The sequence below is a fragment of the Paenibacillus gorillae genome (genome assembly GCF_000513275.1).
Classification (GTDB): domain Bacteria; phylum Bacillota; class Bacilli; order Paenibacillales; family Paenibacillaceae; genus Pristimantibacillus; species Pristimantibacillus gorillae.
The window spans coordinates 21,543-37,646 of sequence record NZ_CBVJ010000082.1 but is presented as its reverse complement, the minus strand read 5'-3'; the positions used below and the strand labels follow the sequence as shown (position 1 = coordinate 37,646).

Annotated in this window: 12 protein-coding genes; 11 read left to right on the top strand and 1 reads right to left on the bottom strand. The window is 49.5% G+C overall.

The annotated features are described in order from the left end of the window. Positions 1-55: 55 nt before the first annotated feature. From alaS to TY10_RS14195, 10 genes are all read left to right on the top strand, one after another. Positions 56-2,689 (top strand): alanine--tRNA ligase, encoded by a 2,634-nt coding sequence (gene alaS, locus TY10_RS14240; protein WP_042164611.1) that lies wholly within the window; start codon positions 56-58, stop codon positions 2,687-2,689. 50 nt (positions 2,690-2,739) lie between these two features. Then, complete coding sequence (locus TY10_RS14235; protein ID WP_042164609.1) at positions 2,740-3,000, top strand: IreB family regulatory phosphoprotein; 261 nt, start codon at positions 2,740-2,742, stop codon at positions 2,998-3,000. Positions 3,001-3,020: 20 nt separating this feature from the next. Beyond that, the gene (gene ruvX, locus TY10_RS14230) at positions 3,021-3,437 is read left to right on the top strand and encodes a Holliday junction resolvase RuvX (protein WP_042164607.1); all 417 of its coding nucleotides are present in this window, start codon (positions 3,021-3,023) and stop codon (positions 3,435-3,437) included. A gap of 8 nt (positions 3,438-3,445) precedes the next feature. Further along, positions 3,446-3,742 carry a DUF1292 domain-containing protein gene (locus tag TY10_RS14225; protein WP_042164605.1) on the top strand — a complete coding sequence of 99 codons (297 nt, stop codon included), beginning with the start codon at positions 3,446-3,448 and terminating at the stop codon, positions 3,740-3,742. Then, the gene (locus TY10_RS14220; protein WP_042164603.1) at positions 3,742-4,050 is read left to right on the top strand and encodes a DUF1292 domain-containing protein; all 309 of its coding nucleotides are present in this window, start codon (positions 3,742-3,744) and stop codon (positions 4,048-4,050) included. The genes TY10_RS14225 and TY10_RS14220 overlap by 1 nt, the downstream gene beginning before the upstream one ends. Before the next feature lie 116 nt (positions 4,051-4,166). Continuing rightward, positions 4,167-5,258 (top strand): endolytic transglycosylase MltG, encoded by a 1,092-nt coding sequence (gene mltG / locus TY10_RS14215; protein ID WP_420329405.1) that lies wholly within the window; start codon positions 4,167-4,169, stop codon positions 5,256-5,258. A 14-nt stretch (positions 5,259-5,272) separates the two neighbouring features. Next, positions 5,273-6,205 carry a peptidase U32 family protein gene (locus TY10_RS14210; RefSeq protein WP_042164601.1) on the top strand — a complete coding sequence of 311 codons (933 nt, stop codon included), beginning with the start codon at positions 5,273-5,275 and terminating at the stop codon, positions 6,203-6,205. 24 nt (positions 6,206-6,229) lie between these two features. After that, on the top strand, positions 6,230-7,492 hold the full coding sequence (locus TY10_RS14205; RefSeq protein ID WP_042164599.1) for a peptidase U32 family protein: 1,263 nt from the start codon (positions 6,230-6,232) through the stop codon (positions 7,490-7,492). 1,335 nt (positions 7,493-8,827) lie between these two features. Next, a complete protein-coding gene (locus TY10_RS14200; protein WP_042164819.1) occupies positions 8,828-10,834 on the top strand; it encodes a methyl-accepting chemotaxis protein in 2,007 nt (668 codons plus the stop codon). A gap of 111 nt (positions 10,835-10,945) precedes the next feature. Next, positions 10,946-12,808: a peptidoglycan D,D-transpeptidase FtsI family protein gene (locus tag TY10_RS14195; RefSeq protein WP_052350546.1), complete on the top strand. Its 1,863-nt coding sequence runs from the start codon at positions 10,946-10,948 to the stop codon at positions 12,806-12,808. Between the two features lie 19 nt (positions 12,809-12,827). On the opposite strand, the gene ytvI is transcribed toward TY10_RS14195, so the two are convergent. Then, positions 12,828-13,964, bottom strand: coding sequence for a sporulation integral membrane protein YtvI (gene ytvI, locus TY10_RS14190; RefSeq protein ID WP_042164597.1), 1,137 nt, complete (start codon positions 13,962-13,964; stop codon positions 12,828-12,830). 179 nt (positions 13,965-14,143) lie between these two features. Between ytvI and TY10_RS14185 the strand changes: the two genes are divergently transcribed. Next, entirely contained in the window at positions 14,144-15,550 is a 1,407-nt protein-coding gene (locus TY10_RS14185) for a polysaccharide deacetylase family protein (protein WP_052350545.1), read from the top strand. Positions 15,551-16,104 lie beyond the last annotated feature (554 nt).

The following is a 16,104-nucleotide window of genomic DNA, read 5'->3' as shown; positions in this document are numbered from 1 at the left end:
TTCATTCGCATTAGCGAACAAAAGAAAATCCGAAAATAATGGAGGCGTATCAACAATGAAAGCTAGTGAAATCCGTTCCAAATGGCTGCAGTTTTTCGAAAGCAAAGGCCATAAAATCGAGCCAAGCGCATCGCTTGTCCCGCACAACGATCCGTCGCTGTTGTGGATCAATGCTGGCATGGCGCCGTTGAAGGCTTATTTCGACGGTCGCGTGATTCCGGAAAATCCGCGCATTACGAACTCGCAAAAGTGTATTCGTACGAATGATATCGAGAATGTGGGCAAAACACGCCGTCACCATACGTTTTTCGAAATGCTGGGCAACTTCTCCATCGGCGACTACTTCAAAGAAGAAGCCATTACTTGGGCATGGGAGTTTCTGACGGGCAAGGAGTGGATTGGCTTTGATCCGGAGCGCCTCTCAGTTACGGTGTACACCGAAGATGAAGAAGCGCTGAAGTTCTGGAACGAGAAAATCGGCGTACCGCTGGAACGCATCTATAAGCTGGAAGAGAACTTCTGGGATATCGGCGAAGGTCCTTGCGGCCCTTGTACCGAAATTTTCTATGACCGCGGCGACAAATACGGTGATCTGAACGATCCTGAATGCTGGCCGGGCGGAGAGAATGAGCGCTTCTTGGAAGTATGGAACCTCGTATTCTCGCAATTCAACCATAACAAGGACGGCAGCTACACGCCGCTTCCGAACAAAAATATCGATACAGGCGCAGGTCTGGAGCGTTTTGCTTCCATTCTTCAAGATGTCGATTCGAACTTTGATACGGACTTGTTCGTACCGATTATCGAGCAAACTTGCAGCATTGCTGGCGTAAAATACCATGTTAATGAAGAGCATGACGTGGCATTGAAAGTAATTGCCGACCATATCCGTACTGTTGCATTCGCAGTAGGCGACGGCGTAATGCCTTCTAACGAAGGCCGCGGATACATCATCCGCCGTCTGCTCCGCCGTGCAGTCCGTTACGGAAAAACGATCGGCATCGACCGTCCGTTCCTGTACGAGCTGACCTCTACAGTTGGCGAAGTGATGGGCGTCTACTATCCGGAAGTGGTGGAAAAACGCGAATTTATCGAGCGTGTCATCCGCACTGAGGAAGAGCGTTTCCATGAAACGCTGTCGGATGGCTTGGCTATGTTGTCGGAGCTGGTTGAAGCCGCTCGTAAAGCTGGTTCAACAGAAATCAACGGCGACGACGCCTTCAAACTGTATGACACTTACGGCTTCCCGTTTGACTTGACGGAGGACTTCGCTTCCGAGAATGGTATGACGGTTGACCGCGAAGGCTTTGATGCAGCGATGGAAGGACAGCGGGAACGTGCCCGCGCTGCTCGTCAGGATACGGGCAGCATGAAGGTTCAAGGCGGTCCGCTCGGCGAATTAACGGTTAAAAGCGAGTTTGTTGGCTATAATGAACTCGTAACGGAGTCTGCGATTACGGCGATCGTTATCGACGATGCTCTGGTTGATCTTGCAGGTGAAGGCAGCAAGGTGCTTGTGCTGTTGGACCGTACTCCTTTCTATGCGGAGAGCGGCGGCCAAATCGGCGACCGGGGCACCATTACCGGCAAAGGCTTCGAGCTGCAGGTAGAGGATGTAACGAAAGCGCCTCATGGACAAAATGTTCATCATGCGGTGGTCGTGTCCGGTACGGTTCGCACAGGTGAAAAGGTAGAAGCGACAGTAGCACGCTCTGTCCGCGAAGATATCATCAAAAACCATACGGCGACTCACTTGCTTCATAAAGCGCTCAAAGAAGTGCTTGGCGACCATGTCAACCAAGCAGGCTCGCTCGTTGAAGCTGATCGTCTCCGCTTTGACTTCTCCCACTTCGGCAGCATTACGCCGGAGGAGCTGACGGAAATCGAACGCCGTGTTAACGAGCAAGTATGGCTCGGCACGAGTGTTGTCATCGAAAGCAAGGCGATTGCTGATGCAAAAGCAATGGGAGCGATGGCGCTGTTCGGCGAGAAATACGGCGATGTCGTACGCGTCGTACAAGTCGGCAAATACAGCATCGAGCTGTGCGGCGGCTGTCATGTAGGGAACACTTCGCAAATCGGACTGTTCAAGCTGCTTGGCGAAAGCGGCATCGGATCGGGCGTTCGCCGGATCGAAGCGGTAACTGGCCGTCATGCTTACAGCTATATGGAAGGTCAGCTGGACCTTCTGAAGCAAGCTTCGAGCCTGCTGAAAGCCAATGCAAATGACGTTCCGAAACGGATTGAAGCGCTGTTCGGTCAAGTGAAAGAGCTGGGACGCGAGAATGAATCGCTCCAAGCGAAGCTGAGCCGGATTGAAGCGGGCTCGCTCGAGGATCAGGCAAAAACAATTGGCGAAGTTACTGTACTGGCTGCAAAAGTTAGCGCGCCTTCCATGGACGCACTGCGCGGTATTGCGGACGAGCTGAAGCTGAAGCTGCCATCGGCGGTCATCGTGCTTGGTGCCGTTCAAGAGGATAAAGTCAATCTCGTAGCAGCGGTATCAGCCGATTTGGTGAAGAAAGGCTACCATGCTGGCAAGATCATTAAAGAGGCAGCAGTTCACTGCGGCGGCAGCGGCGGCGGGCGCCCGGATATGGCCCAAGCAGGCGGTAAGGACGCTTCGAAACTGGAAGAAGCGCTGAAACTTGCGGAAGAACTGGTTCTAGCCCAATCAAATGTGATATGATAATATTGTAATTTGGAAAAAGAACTGCGGATGGAAGCGAGGTGCTGGCGATGAGTTCCATGGACAATACGATGAAGTTTAGTGTAAAGGGGGAGGACGTTGAATCTTCCTCACAAGACATTTTGCTGAAGGTGCATGAAGCGCTTCTGGAGAAGGAGTATAATCCGATCAATCAGATTGTAGGGTACTTGCTATCCGGAGATCCCGCTTATATTCCACGGCATAACAACGCCAGAAGCTTAATTCGCAAAAAAGAACGCGATGAACTCATTGAGGAGCTTGTCCGGTTCTATTTGAACAATAAGAAATAGTCGGGAGCCGGTTCATAGCGATGAGAACAATGGGATTGGATTACGGCGACCGCAACATCGGCGTCGCGATTAGCGACGCGTTCGGCTGGACTGCGCAGGGGAAAGAAGTTGTTCACAAGCGCAGGGACGGCGGCGAGGTGGAGCGGATCGCTGAGCTGGTGAAAGAATACGAAGTAACGGAGATCGTCGTGGGGCTGCCGAAAAATATGAACAATACGATCGGGCCGCGCGGCGAAATAAGCATTGCATTCGCAGAGCAGTTGCAGACGCGGTTGAACTTGCCTGTTCACCTTTGGGATGAACGGCTGACGACTGTATCCGCTGAACGAACGTTGATTGAAGCGGACGTTAGCCGGAAAAAGCGGAAGCTTGTCGTGGACAAAATGGCGGCCACGCTCATTTTGCAAAATTATCTCGATTCTAAAACGAAAAGGTGAGGGTTAAGATGACAAACGAGGACATGCAGTTTGAAGAACCGGAAATTATTTATATTCCGGATGAAGACGGCAACGAAGAAGAATTCGAAGTCATCATGAAGTTCGAAGTAGACGGCTCTGATTCGAAATATATGATGGTTGTTCCGCTCTCTAGTGAGAATGAAGAGGAAGACGAAGTCTATGCTTTCCGTTACGAGGAAGACGGCGACGATCTGAAGCTGTACACGATCGAAGACGAAGAAGAATGGAACATCGTTGAGGAGACGTTTAACACGCTGCTTGGCGAGATGGAGGAAGACAATTAATGAATGATAATCTCGTCCCCGTACCTCTGGAACGGCTGAAGGAAACGTTCGGCAACGAGATTGAACTCGTCGCTGAAGACGGCCGCCCCGAAGTGTATGAGATTAAGGCGGAATTTCAACTTGGACCTCATGTTTATGCTTCGCTGCAATCCGCAGCGATGGCCAAGGAGCAGGAAGTCGAGCTGTTCCGTGTCATTTTGTCGGATAGCGGCGAACCGCAGCTGGAGACAATCGAGGATGACGAGGAATGGGAGCTTGCGGCTGAGGCCTACGATGACCTGCTTTTTGCAGGCGACGAAATGCCTTAATGCAACAATTGGATAACCAGTGATGAAGAGCGGCTCACACCGCTCTTTTTCGCGAGAAGAAGATTAATAATTACTAGTAATGAATAAAAATACCGTCGTTTAGGAGGAAGCTTAGGTTGAATCAATCCGCACGTTCTTCATCCGGACCAAGACCGGCACGCATTGGCATGTGGGTCGTTATTAGTTTGTTAAGCATTATGCTCATCGGTGCAGGCAGCGTATCTTTATATGTATGGATCGGTCTTAAACCAACGTCTGCCGGCGAGGTAAAGGAAATTGAAATTAAGAAAGGATCTTCCGCATTTGCAGTAGCCGATGTGCTGGAGGAACAGGGTATCATTAAAAATTCCTTTCTCTTTAAATATTATTTGAAGCTGAAAAAAGAAGGATCCCGTTTTCAAGCTGGCATTTATGAGTTGAAGCCTGGTATGAAGAACGATGAAATTATCGCCAAGCTGAACAGCGGGGAAACCGTTGCCGAGAAAATGATTAAGTTTACGATTCCAGAAGGCTTTACTTTGCTTCAAATTGCTGACAAGCTGTCTCAGGATAAACTGATCGACAAAAACGTATTCATGGATCTTGCAGAGAAGCAAACGACATGGGGCGATGCGGAAGCTGTTCGTTCCATACCGGATGACGCCAAGCTGCATCACCGTTTGGAAGGATATTTATTCCCTGAGACGTATGAGCTGAAAATAGGCAGTACAGAGGCTGATATTTTGCAGCGTATGATTACGGAGCTGGACAAAAAGCTTGCACAGCTGCCTGAGGGATGGGAAGACGTGCTTGCAGAGCGGAAGCTGACGCTGCATCAGTTATTGACGATTGCATCGCTTGTAGAGCGGGAAGTTGTCGTGAAAGAAGAGCGGGCAGTCGTCTCTGGCATTATCCGCAACCGGCTAGAGAAAGGGATGCCGCTGCAAATTGATGCAACGGTCCAATATCTGCTTGATAAGCCGAAAGAAAGACTGATGGAGAAAGACCTGCAGGTAGAGAGCCCTTATAACACTTACAAAGTGAAAGGCTTGCCGCCGGGTCCAATTGCGAACCCGAGCTTGGCTTCCATTCAGGCTGCCCTTTATCCTGAAAAAACCGACTATTACTATTACGTAACGAAAAAGGACGGCTCGCAAACCCATTTGTTCGCCGTTACCTATAAAGAGCATTTGCGCAACATTGAGAAAAGCAACAAGACTGCCAAGTAAGGAGAGTTAAGGCCATGACATACAAGCCTGAATTGCTGACTACAGCCGGTTCCATCGAAGAGCTGAAGCGATTGATGGACGCCGGTGCCGACGCTTTCGTCATTGGGGAAGCCCGCTATGGCATGCGTCTAGGCGGCGATTTTGATCCGGCGGCGATAGCCGAAGCTGTTAAGCTGGCTGCGCCTCGAGGCGTCAACATCTATGTGTCGCTCAACAATTTGATGGACAATAACGTACTGGATTCGCTGCCAGGCTACGTTCGAAGCTTGTCCGAAGCTGGCGTCAACGGTATCGTCTTTGGCGAACCGGCTGTATTGATGACGGTGCGCGCCGAAGCGCCGCATATTCCGCTTCATTGGAATGCGGAGATGACGTCGACGAATTATCGAACTGCCGAATATTGGGGGCGGAGAGGCGCTACCCGGTTCGTGCTTGCCCGCGAGCTGAATATGGATCAGATTATCGAGATGAAATCGGCCACGAAGCTGCAGCTTGAGGTGCAGGTTCACGGGATTACGAATATTTATCATTCCAAACGTTCCCTCGTCAACAGCTACCTGGATCATCAGCAGGATTCGGGACGGCTTGAACAGCTCGATCATCACCGCGGGCTTTATTTGACTGAGGATGAGCGACCGGGCGAACGTTATCCGATCTATGAGGACGCGAACGGCACGCATATAATGAGCTCTGACGATCTGTGCATGCTCGAAAATGTGCATGAGCTTCTAGAGGTCGGTGTCGATAGCTTGAAAATTGAAGGTGTAATGAAGTCGATCGAATACAATGAAGCCGTTGTCCGGGCTTATCGTCAGGCAATCGATGCTTATATGGCCGATCCTGAAGCGTACGCTTTCCAGGAAGAGTGGCTGGACGGGATCAAAGCGGTGCAGGACCCGAACCGCGAGCTAAGCTATGGTTTTTTCTACAAAGAGCAAGTGTATTAATGGATCAGGAGGTGTGCAGTAACGATGACAACAGCAGAGCAAACGATACCGCGTTACAAGGGCAAAAGAAATCGGCTTGACCGTCCTGAGCTGCTCGCGCCGGCGGGCAATCTGGAGAAGCTGAAGTTTGCCGTCCATTACGGAGCGGACGCGGTCTATATCGGCGGACAAAAGTACGGCCTCCGTTCCAATGCCGGCAATTTCAGCTTTGAGGAAATGAAGGAAGGCGTGGAATTCGCCAAAACATATGGTTCCAAGGTTTTTGTTGCGACCAATATCTATGCTCATGATGAAGATATCGATGGGCTGGAGTATTACTTGCAAAAGCTTGAGGAGGTTGGTATCGCAGCGATTATCGCGGCGGACCCTATCATCATCGAGACGGCGCAGCGCGTGGCTCCAGGTCTTGAAGTACATCTCAGCACGCAGCAATCCACACTGAACTGGCAGGCTGTCCAGTTTTGGAAAGAGGAGGGCTTGCCCCGCGTCGTGCTTGGACGCGAGACGAGCTTTGCGGAAATTGCCGAAATTAAGGCGCGTGTCGATATTGAGATTGAAGCGTTTATTCATGGCGCAATGTGCTCCTCCTTCTCAGGACGTTGCGTGCTGAGCAACCATTTTACCGATCGGGATTCGAACCGCGGGGGCTGCTGCCAGTCCTGCCGGTGGAAATACGATCTGCATGTGGATGAAGAGCAGCTTTATGACGAAGAAGCCGATCCATTCACGATGGGCTCCAAAGATTTATGCATGATTGATTACATGCCGGAGCTGATTGAGGTTGGCGTGGATAGCTTCAAAATCGAAGGCCGGATGAAAAGCCTTCATTATGTAGCGACTGTCGTCAATGCCTATCGCCAAGCAATCGATGCCTACTTCGAAGACCCGGAAGGCTACGTATTGAAGCCGGAATGGGTGGAGGAAATTAACAAGGCGGCCAATCGTCCGCTGAATACCGGCTTTTTCCTGGACACTCCGGGTGCGGAGGATCATATTTACGAGCCGGAAGAAAAAGCCGCGCCGTATGATTTTGCGGGTGTCGTGCTGGAATATGACGAGGCAAGCGGCATCGCTGTCATTCAACAGCGGAATCACTTCAAGCCAGGTCAGGAAGTCGAGTTTGTCGGACCCGGCGGCCGCTTCTTTAAACAGACGGTCGGTGAAATTACCGATTCCGAAGGCAAGGTGCTGGATGCAGCTCGCCACCCGCTGCAGTTGATCCGCATACAAACGGCGCAGCCGGTGAAGCCAATGGACCTGATGCGTAAAAGGATTTCTAAAAAGTAAGGCCGAAAGAGAGGGGGATGTCCCCTCTCTTTTCGTGCTTTTAGAGTAACCAGAGGTTTACTTACTGGGCTGATGAGTAACCCGGTGCATGGGGTGATGTCATCGGTTGTGTCATCGCAGCATATTGTGCTCGGCCGCACGTCGATGGTCGAACCCCGTCCGTTATAGCTTCTTTTGGCATAACTGATGGAATCTACGCGGGATGTAGGGTAAAGGTGAACTTAACTAGCTTATTTACGTTAGCTCCTGTGCTAACTGGTGAACAAAATGCAAAAGTACATGTTGATCAGCTTAATTCGGCTGAAAAATGCTATCAAAATGTATAAGTACATTTGAAATCTCTCAATTGGGCTCTATCGAGGCTTTTTGGACGCATCAACCTGCACTTTTACATTTTGATGCGCTAAATCGCCGAAAAACCGCCTGACAACATGTATTTTTACATTTTGATTAGTTGTGTCTAAGGTTTCGGGCAGGCAGGGGAACGTAGCGTATTGAGTTCAGGGTGACATTTCGAAGATTCTATCCATTATTTATCGTAAAAGCGATGAGTCAATGGAATGGAGAACGGCACCATGAACCGAAACGCGAAGCTACCCCGGGGTATGGTGCGGGGCAGGCAGGGGAAGCGGAGTGTTTCGAGTTCAGGCTGATTTTTTGAAGATTCTATCCATTAACATCGTGAAAGCGATGGGACAATGGAATCAAGAATGGCACCATGCACCGAAAAGCGCAGCGACCCCGGGGTACGTGTGGGGCAGGCAGGGGAAGCGGAGTGTTTCGAGTTCAGGCTGATTTTTTGAAGATTCTATCCATTAACATCGTGAAAGCGATGGGACAATGGAATCAAGAATAGCAGCATGAACCGAAACGCGCAGCGATCCCGGTTTCGCTAAACCGATCCCGGGTTTGCAACCACAGACCGACATATAGCGCGCAACAATTCCTAATAATGACGCATATAAACTAACCAGAGAGGTGAAAGCCTCTCTTTTTTTATAAATACTGTCGAATTCCGGCATAACAGACCGCGTTACATATTATGAATTGACAATTGTTGACCGATATAAAATAATAGGGTTATATAACCATACATAATAGGGTGAAAGAACTAACCGCAAATGAGGGCTACATCATCAATTGCACACAACGACAATCGTACAAAGGCGGTGTCTTCCATTGAAAAAAGTGGGGAAGAAGAACAAAGAGAAAGATCCGACTTCTACCAGCAGTTTGAAAGCGCAAACAATAGGAGGCAAGGGAGTTAGTCTTGCCAAGTCTGGTATTAATGCACTGAAAGAGACAAAACTTACGAATCCTGTTAAGTCGGTAGGGATGAAGCTGTTTTTTATTATTTTTATCAGCATCATCGCGTGCGTGCTGGTAGTGGGTCAATTGGCCTACGCACAATCGAAGAAAATTGTAGAACGCAAGGTATCGGAAGCCAGCTATCAGACGATCATTCAAGCAGCTGATAATTTAAATACGATTTTTAAAACGTATGAAGATATCTCGATGCAAATTTTGATCGACAAAGACTTCCACAAGATCGCTGATAAAATAGCGGAGAGTAAGGATGACTACACGACATTTGAAGGCGTTAAAGAGCTTGGGGACAAGCTGCAAAATTACGTAATGGGCAATGACGCTATTCTCGGCGTATATTTGTTCCCGGTAGATCCAAAGGTAAAACTTGTAACGGCAGGAAGTGCAAGCGCTTCAGCTGCGGAAGCTATGGTTGGCAGCGAATGGTTCAAAGCGATACAAGAGCAGAAAGGCAGAACCTATTGGGTCGAGACGCAGCCTGGCGGCTTCGGAACGGGAGATAAGCAGGCGACGATCGGCTTGGGGCGTCTGATGAATGACAGCAACTTGAGCAAAGCACGTTATATGATTTTGCTTGAAATTAGTCTCGACCGTATTCAAGAGCAGTATGGCGATATTCAGCTTGGCGAAGGCAGTCAGATCTCGATTGTAGACGAGAAGAACAATTATATTGCAAACAGTGATGCCAGCCTGATCGGCAAACCGCAAAATATTACTCTGCCTGCCTCGGAGAATGATTCGTTGAAATTGAAGTCAACTTCGGGTGAAGACGTACTGGCAGCTTATGCACAATTTAAATCGATGAACTGGAAGCTGGTCGGAACAATTCCAGTGAAAGAGCTGGTTAAGGACGCTGCGATTATCAATAAAATGACTTGGATTACTGTCGCGTTGGCTGCAGTACTCGCTATCGCGATTGGCTTGCTCGTCATTCGTACGATTGCCCTTCCGCTGGTCCAACTGCGGAACCTGATGAATGAAGGGGAAAGAGGCAATCTGACCGTTCGTTCCGCGTTCAAGAAACGTCAGGACGAAATTGGACAGCTCGGCGATAGCTTCAATAAAATGATGACGCAAATTACGGCGCTTGCGAAGCAAACGACGTTGTCGGCGGAAGAGGTGCTGGCTACTGCAAGCGAATTGACTGACGCATCGAAAAAGACGGCAATTTCAGCGAGAGAAATATCGATCGCGACGGAGGAAATTGCTAACGGCGCGAGCAGCCTTGCTGTTGAGGCGGAAAGAGGAAGCGATCTCACTGGCAACATTAATGAGCAGATGCGCACCGTAATGGACGCGAATGGGGAAATGGTCGAATCCGCGGGAGATGTCGAGAAAGCCAGTCAGCAAGGTACGGCTTATATGGGTGTCCTCATTGAGAAGACCGGTATGACTGAGGAAATGACTCGTTCGATGGTCGAGAAGGTTGATAGTCTGAAAGAAAGCACAGGCTCTATTGTTAAAATTCTCGATGTGCTGAATAACCTGACGAAGCAGACGAATATTCTTTCACTAAATGCGACAATTGAAGCGGCTCGTGCAGGTGCGGCTGGCAAAGGCTTTATGGTTGTTGCCGACGAAATTCGCAAGCTGGCAGACCAGTCGCGTCAATCGATCGACGTCGTTGCTCAAATTACGGAAAGAATCAGCGGTGAAATCGAGGAGACTGTTCAAGTGCTGTCTGAGGCGTATCCGTTGTTCCAAGAACAGATCGGTTCCGTTAAGGAAGCCAATCAAATCTTCTTGACTGTACAAGGACAAATGGGACAATTTGTTCAAAAGCTTGATTCCGTCACAGGATCGATCGGCATGTTGGATCAATCGCAGTCGGTGCTTAGCGAAGCGATGACGAATGTCAGCGCCGTTGCCCAGCAGTCTTCGGCTACATCGGAGGAAGTGGCATCACTAAGCACAGAGCAGCTTAGCATTAGTAACGGCTTGGTCAATTTGTCCGAGCGACTGGATAGCGTATCGCGTCAGTTGAAAGATTCGCTTGCGAAATTCAAAATCGATTAAAAGAGTTCTCATATGATTACTGCCGTTCAACCAGTTAGGTTGAACGGTTTTTTTATGCGCGGATAAGGCGATACTGCATCTATAAGGATGATGGAAGCGGAGGATGCAGCAATGGCTCGGCGTGCAGCGATAGTGGCAGTACTGCTTACAATGGTGATGGGACTTTATATTATTCGATTAGCCTGGCTTCAGCTTGCACCAGGTCCGCAGCATCATGCGTCAGCAGCTGCCGCGGCAGCGAGAGGCAATTGGAAGCGGATGTCCGTTGTGCAGCGGCAGCGGAGCCTAGTACTCGATACAGGAAGAGGCGATTTTCTCGACCGCAGCGGCGAATCTATAACCGGAGAGACGTATACGACACTGGCGCTGTTTCCGATTGCGGCCACTTCACGGGGAGCTGCACCTGAACTACAGAAGCTTGCCAAGCTGCTAAACGTTTCTGTGACTGACTTGAATGCCAGATGGGACCGGCTGCGTGAGCCAGCCTTCTGGAGACATGTTGAAGGCAAAGGTAATCCTCTTCGATTAACAGAGAAGCAGGTGCAGCAGTTATCGCAGCTTAAGCTGCAAGGCATTAAAGCACTGCCGTATAGAAACCGGTATATGGAGGGTCACAAGCCAAAGCAAGCGATCGGCTACACAAGCCAGCATCCCGAATGGCTGGAGATTGCATATCCGCAAGAACTAGCCAGCGGCAAGCGTAAGCTGACGGATCAAGTAGGCGGCTCCGGCCTAGAAAAGTCTCTGGATAAATTAATCCGGGGGATTGGCGCAACTTCGGTTTCTTACTTCATGGACAGCCGTTTTCAGCCGCTTAAAGGGTTGGATCTGCGGGTGACAGAGCCAGGCAATCACTATTATCCGCTGCAGGTCGACACGACGCTGGATTTAGCATTGCAAAATCAGATCGAAGCATATGCGGATGCACAAGGACTGCAAGAAGGTGCAATTGTGGTATTGGATGCGGAAAGCGCCGATATTGTGGCGATGGTATCCAGGCCAGCGATGAAGGCGACAGAGCATTTAAGCGAGGGAAACGGCAAGGCGCTGCTTAATCATGCGCTCATCGCAGTTCCGCCAGGTTCCGTCTTCAAGCTGGTGACGGAGGCTGCGGCGCTGGAAGCAGGAGTGGCATGGGAGAATGAGAAGTTCACCTGCAACGGTGAATACGGGAAATACGGCCTTAGCTGCTGGAAAAAAGGCGGTCACGGCCACCTTACACTGCGTGAGGGCCTGGCCCAATCATGCAATATCGCCTTCGCTACGATTGCCGAGCGATTAAGCGCGGAGCAATTCGAGCATACAGCGGCCGCGCTTGGTATTGCGCGGCAAGCGGGCTGGCATGCGGAAAAGCCGTTCGGGCCATTCCGCGAGCCGCTTCGTCTGCTCGGCGAGGAAGAAGCCGGGCAGCTGTTCGTTCGCCGCAGCACAGCGGACGGCGAACAAAAACGCCTCGTCATCGACGGAGGCGTTTTGGCGCAAAGCGCAATCGGGCAGCGGGACGTGTTAATGACGCCGCTGCAGGCGGCGAACTTAGTCGTCACGCTATTGAATGGAGGGCGCGTGATGGAGCCGCGCCTTGTAAGCGAGATCCGCTATGCCAACGGCCAGCGGATGGTAAAGCTAGCCGCGAAGCGGGCAGACGACGGCGGGGCCGGAAGGATTCATCCGGCCACCGCACGCGTGCTGCTTCGCGGGATGGAGGCGGTCGTTGACCATGGTACTGGTCAGTCGATCCGCCAAGGAATTTGGACCGTTGCCGGGAAATCCGGCACTGCCGATGTTAAGCGAGCTGGTACGCCCCGCGTTCACCAGTGGTTCACGGGCTACGGACCGGCGAAGTCACCTCGTTATGCAGTCGCGGTACTCTCGAAGTACCGGCCGCCGGGAAGCTCGAATGAGGCGACTAAGCTGTTCCGCGGCGTTATGGATATCATCGCTAAGTCCGAATCGGAGCACCGGAATAAAGTCTAAAAGTTATTTTTAACCGGCGTTACTCAGTTGGCTTGTTACCCGGCGGCGGTTCCGGTACGGGAGATACATGGTCGAATTCATCCTGCGGCGTTCGAATCCAGCGGTGAAAGAAGCCTTGGTCATAAAGAGCTTTAATTAATATGATCAGAATCGGCGATAAAATAACGCCTGCAATGCCAAACAGCTTGAGTGAGACAATCATAAAGGCGAGCATCGTGAAGGCGGAGACGCCGAGCGTATCTCCTGTAATTTTCGGCTCAAGAATTTGACGGGCTAGTACAACAACTAAGAACAGTACGGAAACCCAGATGGCCAATGAAGTTTGTCCTACTATGAACAAATAAATAATCCATGGGATAAAGATTGTGCCGACGCCGAGAAGCGGCAAAATATCAAAAATCGCGGCGACTACGGATATCATTAGCGCATTGTTGACGCCAAGCAGCAGAAGGGATACGAATATAACGATAAACGTTATGCTGATCATTTTAGCCTGAGCTTTAATATATCCGGCAATGCCTTTGAATACATTTTCTCTAAGGAAGAAAAATGCCGTTTTAAACGTATTTGGTGTTTTTTCATTCGCTGTTTTCTTCCACATTTTAATTTCAATGCTAAGAAAATAAGCGAGAACGACGCCGATAATCAGATTAAATAAGAAGGTGGAGAAGGAAGTAACGTAGCCGTAAAGACTCATAAATACCGTTTGAATGAGCTTCGGCAGTTTTTCAGTAGCACTGCTTATGTATTCTGTAATTTTGACGACCCAATCCTGCGGCAGTGCTTCAATCCGCCCTTGCAGAAGACCTGAATTACTGGCGATTTGATTCTCCAGTATTTTCTGGTACTCAGGCAGCTTGTACTCAATGAAATCCTTCGCTTGATCCATAATGACATAGGCTAGTCCGGAAAAAGCGGCCAATGCGAGGATGGAGAATAAAAGAATGGAGATGCCGGAGGCAATCGATTTTTTTATGCCAATTTTATTTAGTCGCTTCGCAAGAGGCTCGATGCACATATAAATAACGAAAGAGAAAAAGATTGGAGTTGCGATTTTGTACAAATAACTAAATGTAAGCATCGTAAGGTAGACTGTTAGTGCAATTAGTGCGATGTCAAATGCAGTTCGCCAATATCTCTTGTAAAATGGCAGCATGAGCTTAACTCCTTTGGTTTAGTGGATTCATATTTCCATAATGATTGTACTATAATTTTAGATGGCTGCCTATTTTAATGCCTATTTTCAAACACAGTATGTTACAATTAAACTTATCTGTGATTAATGCGGGTGCAATAGCCGCAAGCTTTAAAAATTAATAAACGGTGGGGAATAATATGGAGAATTTGCTGCTTGGGGCACTTTACTTCTTGACGTTCTATGCTTTCCTCCCTGCGTTCATTAGTCGTACTTTCGGGTTTCGTGTTTTCAAAAAAGGTCGTGTAGAGCGCGAGATTGCGCTCACATTCGATGACGGTCCAGATCCCGAATATACGCCGAAGCTGCTGGATCTGCTTGCGAAATACGATGCGAAAGCAACGTTTTTCGTCGTTGGCTCCCATGCAGAAGGACAGCCTGAGCTGCTCCGCCGGATGAAAGAGGAAGGCCATATTATCGGTATTCATAATTATGTTCATAAGTCGAATTGGCTTATGCGGCCCAAAACGGTGCGCAAGCAAATTGGCCTTACTTGTGATGTTATACGTGAGGCGACGGGGATCCGTTCCGGCTATTATCGGCCGCCTTGGGGGATCGTAAACGTATTCGATTTTGCAAGGCTGGGTCATTATCAAATCGTGTTATGGTCAGCGTTGTTCGGTGACTGGAACGCGAAACTGGGAGCTGAGAAGCTCAAGTCCAGAATGATGAAAAAATTGCGTCCGGGCGAAGTTATTTTATTGCATGACTGCGGCAGAACGCCGGGAGCCGATCCGACTGCTCCAGCCAACATGCTTCTAGCGCTGGAAGCCTATCTGCAGGAAGGGACGACACGAGGCTATCGGTTCGTAGGTGTAGATACGATGATTAAGCTTACGGAGGAGTTCAAAGGCAAAAAGAAGCAGTCTTGGTGGAAGCGGTCGCTGATTACGATGTGGCTGCAGTACGAACGGGCTTTTCATTTTGTCTTTCGTTTGAAGCAGGTAGGGGAGAAGAATCCCGCCTTTCATTACCGGATTACGAAATATAGCGGCCAATCCGTCGTATTGGGCGGCAACGGTACCATAGAAAAAGGCGATAAAATCGTGGAGCTGCATTTCGACAATCGCATGCTCTCATCTATCGCTGCCAACTCCAAGTCGCCGGTCGTTACCGGTATTAAGATGTTGAGAGAAGTTGAGCATGCACTTCCAATGCTGGCTGATCAATTGGCGGAAGATCCGGAGGCAGAGAACGTCAGAGCTGTATATGGCGTTACGATGATTCACCGCGGCGCTGATCGGCTAGGGTTCCACGTTTTCCGGCTGCCGGACGGGCTGTTCGCTCGTTCAACTCGTATTTATTTACGGGTATTAATGAGGGTGCTGACGAAAAAGCAGCACAATGAACGGGCTAGCGAGCGGAGAAGTACCATCGATCCGCATATGCTGCTCATGCCGATTAATCATATGATGACTTATGCAACAAGAGGAACGGCGCTTGTACACGAAAGTGCGAGAAGCCTCTCTGACGCAGTCGAACGGACCATTCAGGCGGCTGTTGCCGAAGATCCTGCTCATGTTGGCGGAAGCACTTCGGCTATCTAATTGTATTAGCAAACGGAAGACCTGCACGGCGGTAAATTATCCGCGTCGTTGCAGGTTTTTTAGTTGTTTGCTGGAGCTCAAGGCCCGGGTTCGCTGCGCGTTTCGGTTCATGCTGCTATTCTTGATTCGATTGTCCCATCGCTTACACGATGCTAATGGATAGAATCTTCAAAAAAGCAGCCTGAACTCGAAGCGCTCCGCTCTCCCTAATTGAGCAACATACACACAGTCACAGTCTAAACAGCAAAGCCCAACAGCAAAGCCCAACAGCAAAGCCCAATAGCAGATACTTAAGCTATCAAGCTTAACTTGCAGCACATTGACTCACTCAAAATGTAAAAGTGCAGGTGGATTGCCGTTTTTTCGACGATTTATGGTGTCAAAATGCAAAAGTGCAGGTTGTTCGGCCTAAAATGGCTTGAAAAGTCGATATGGAGGGTTTTTAAATGCACTTTTGCATTTTGATAGCTGTTTTGGGCTGGTTTTGGGGAATCAAAATGCACTTTTACATTTTGTGCTGTCGGGCCAATCCCGCAAGTCCTGCAAGTCCTGCA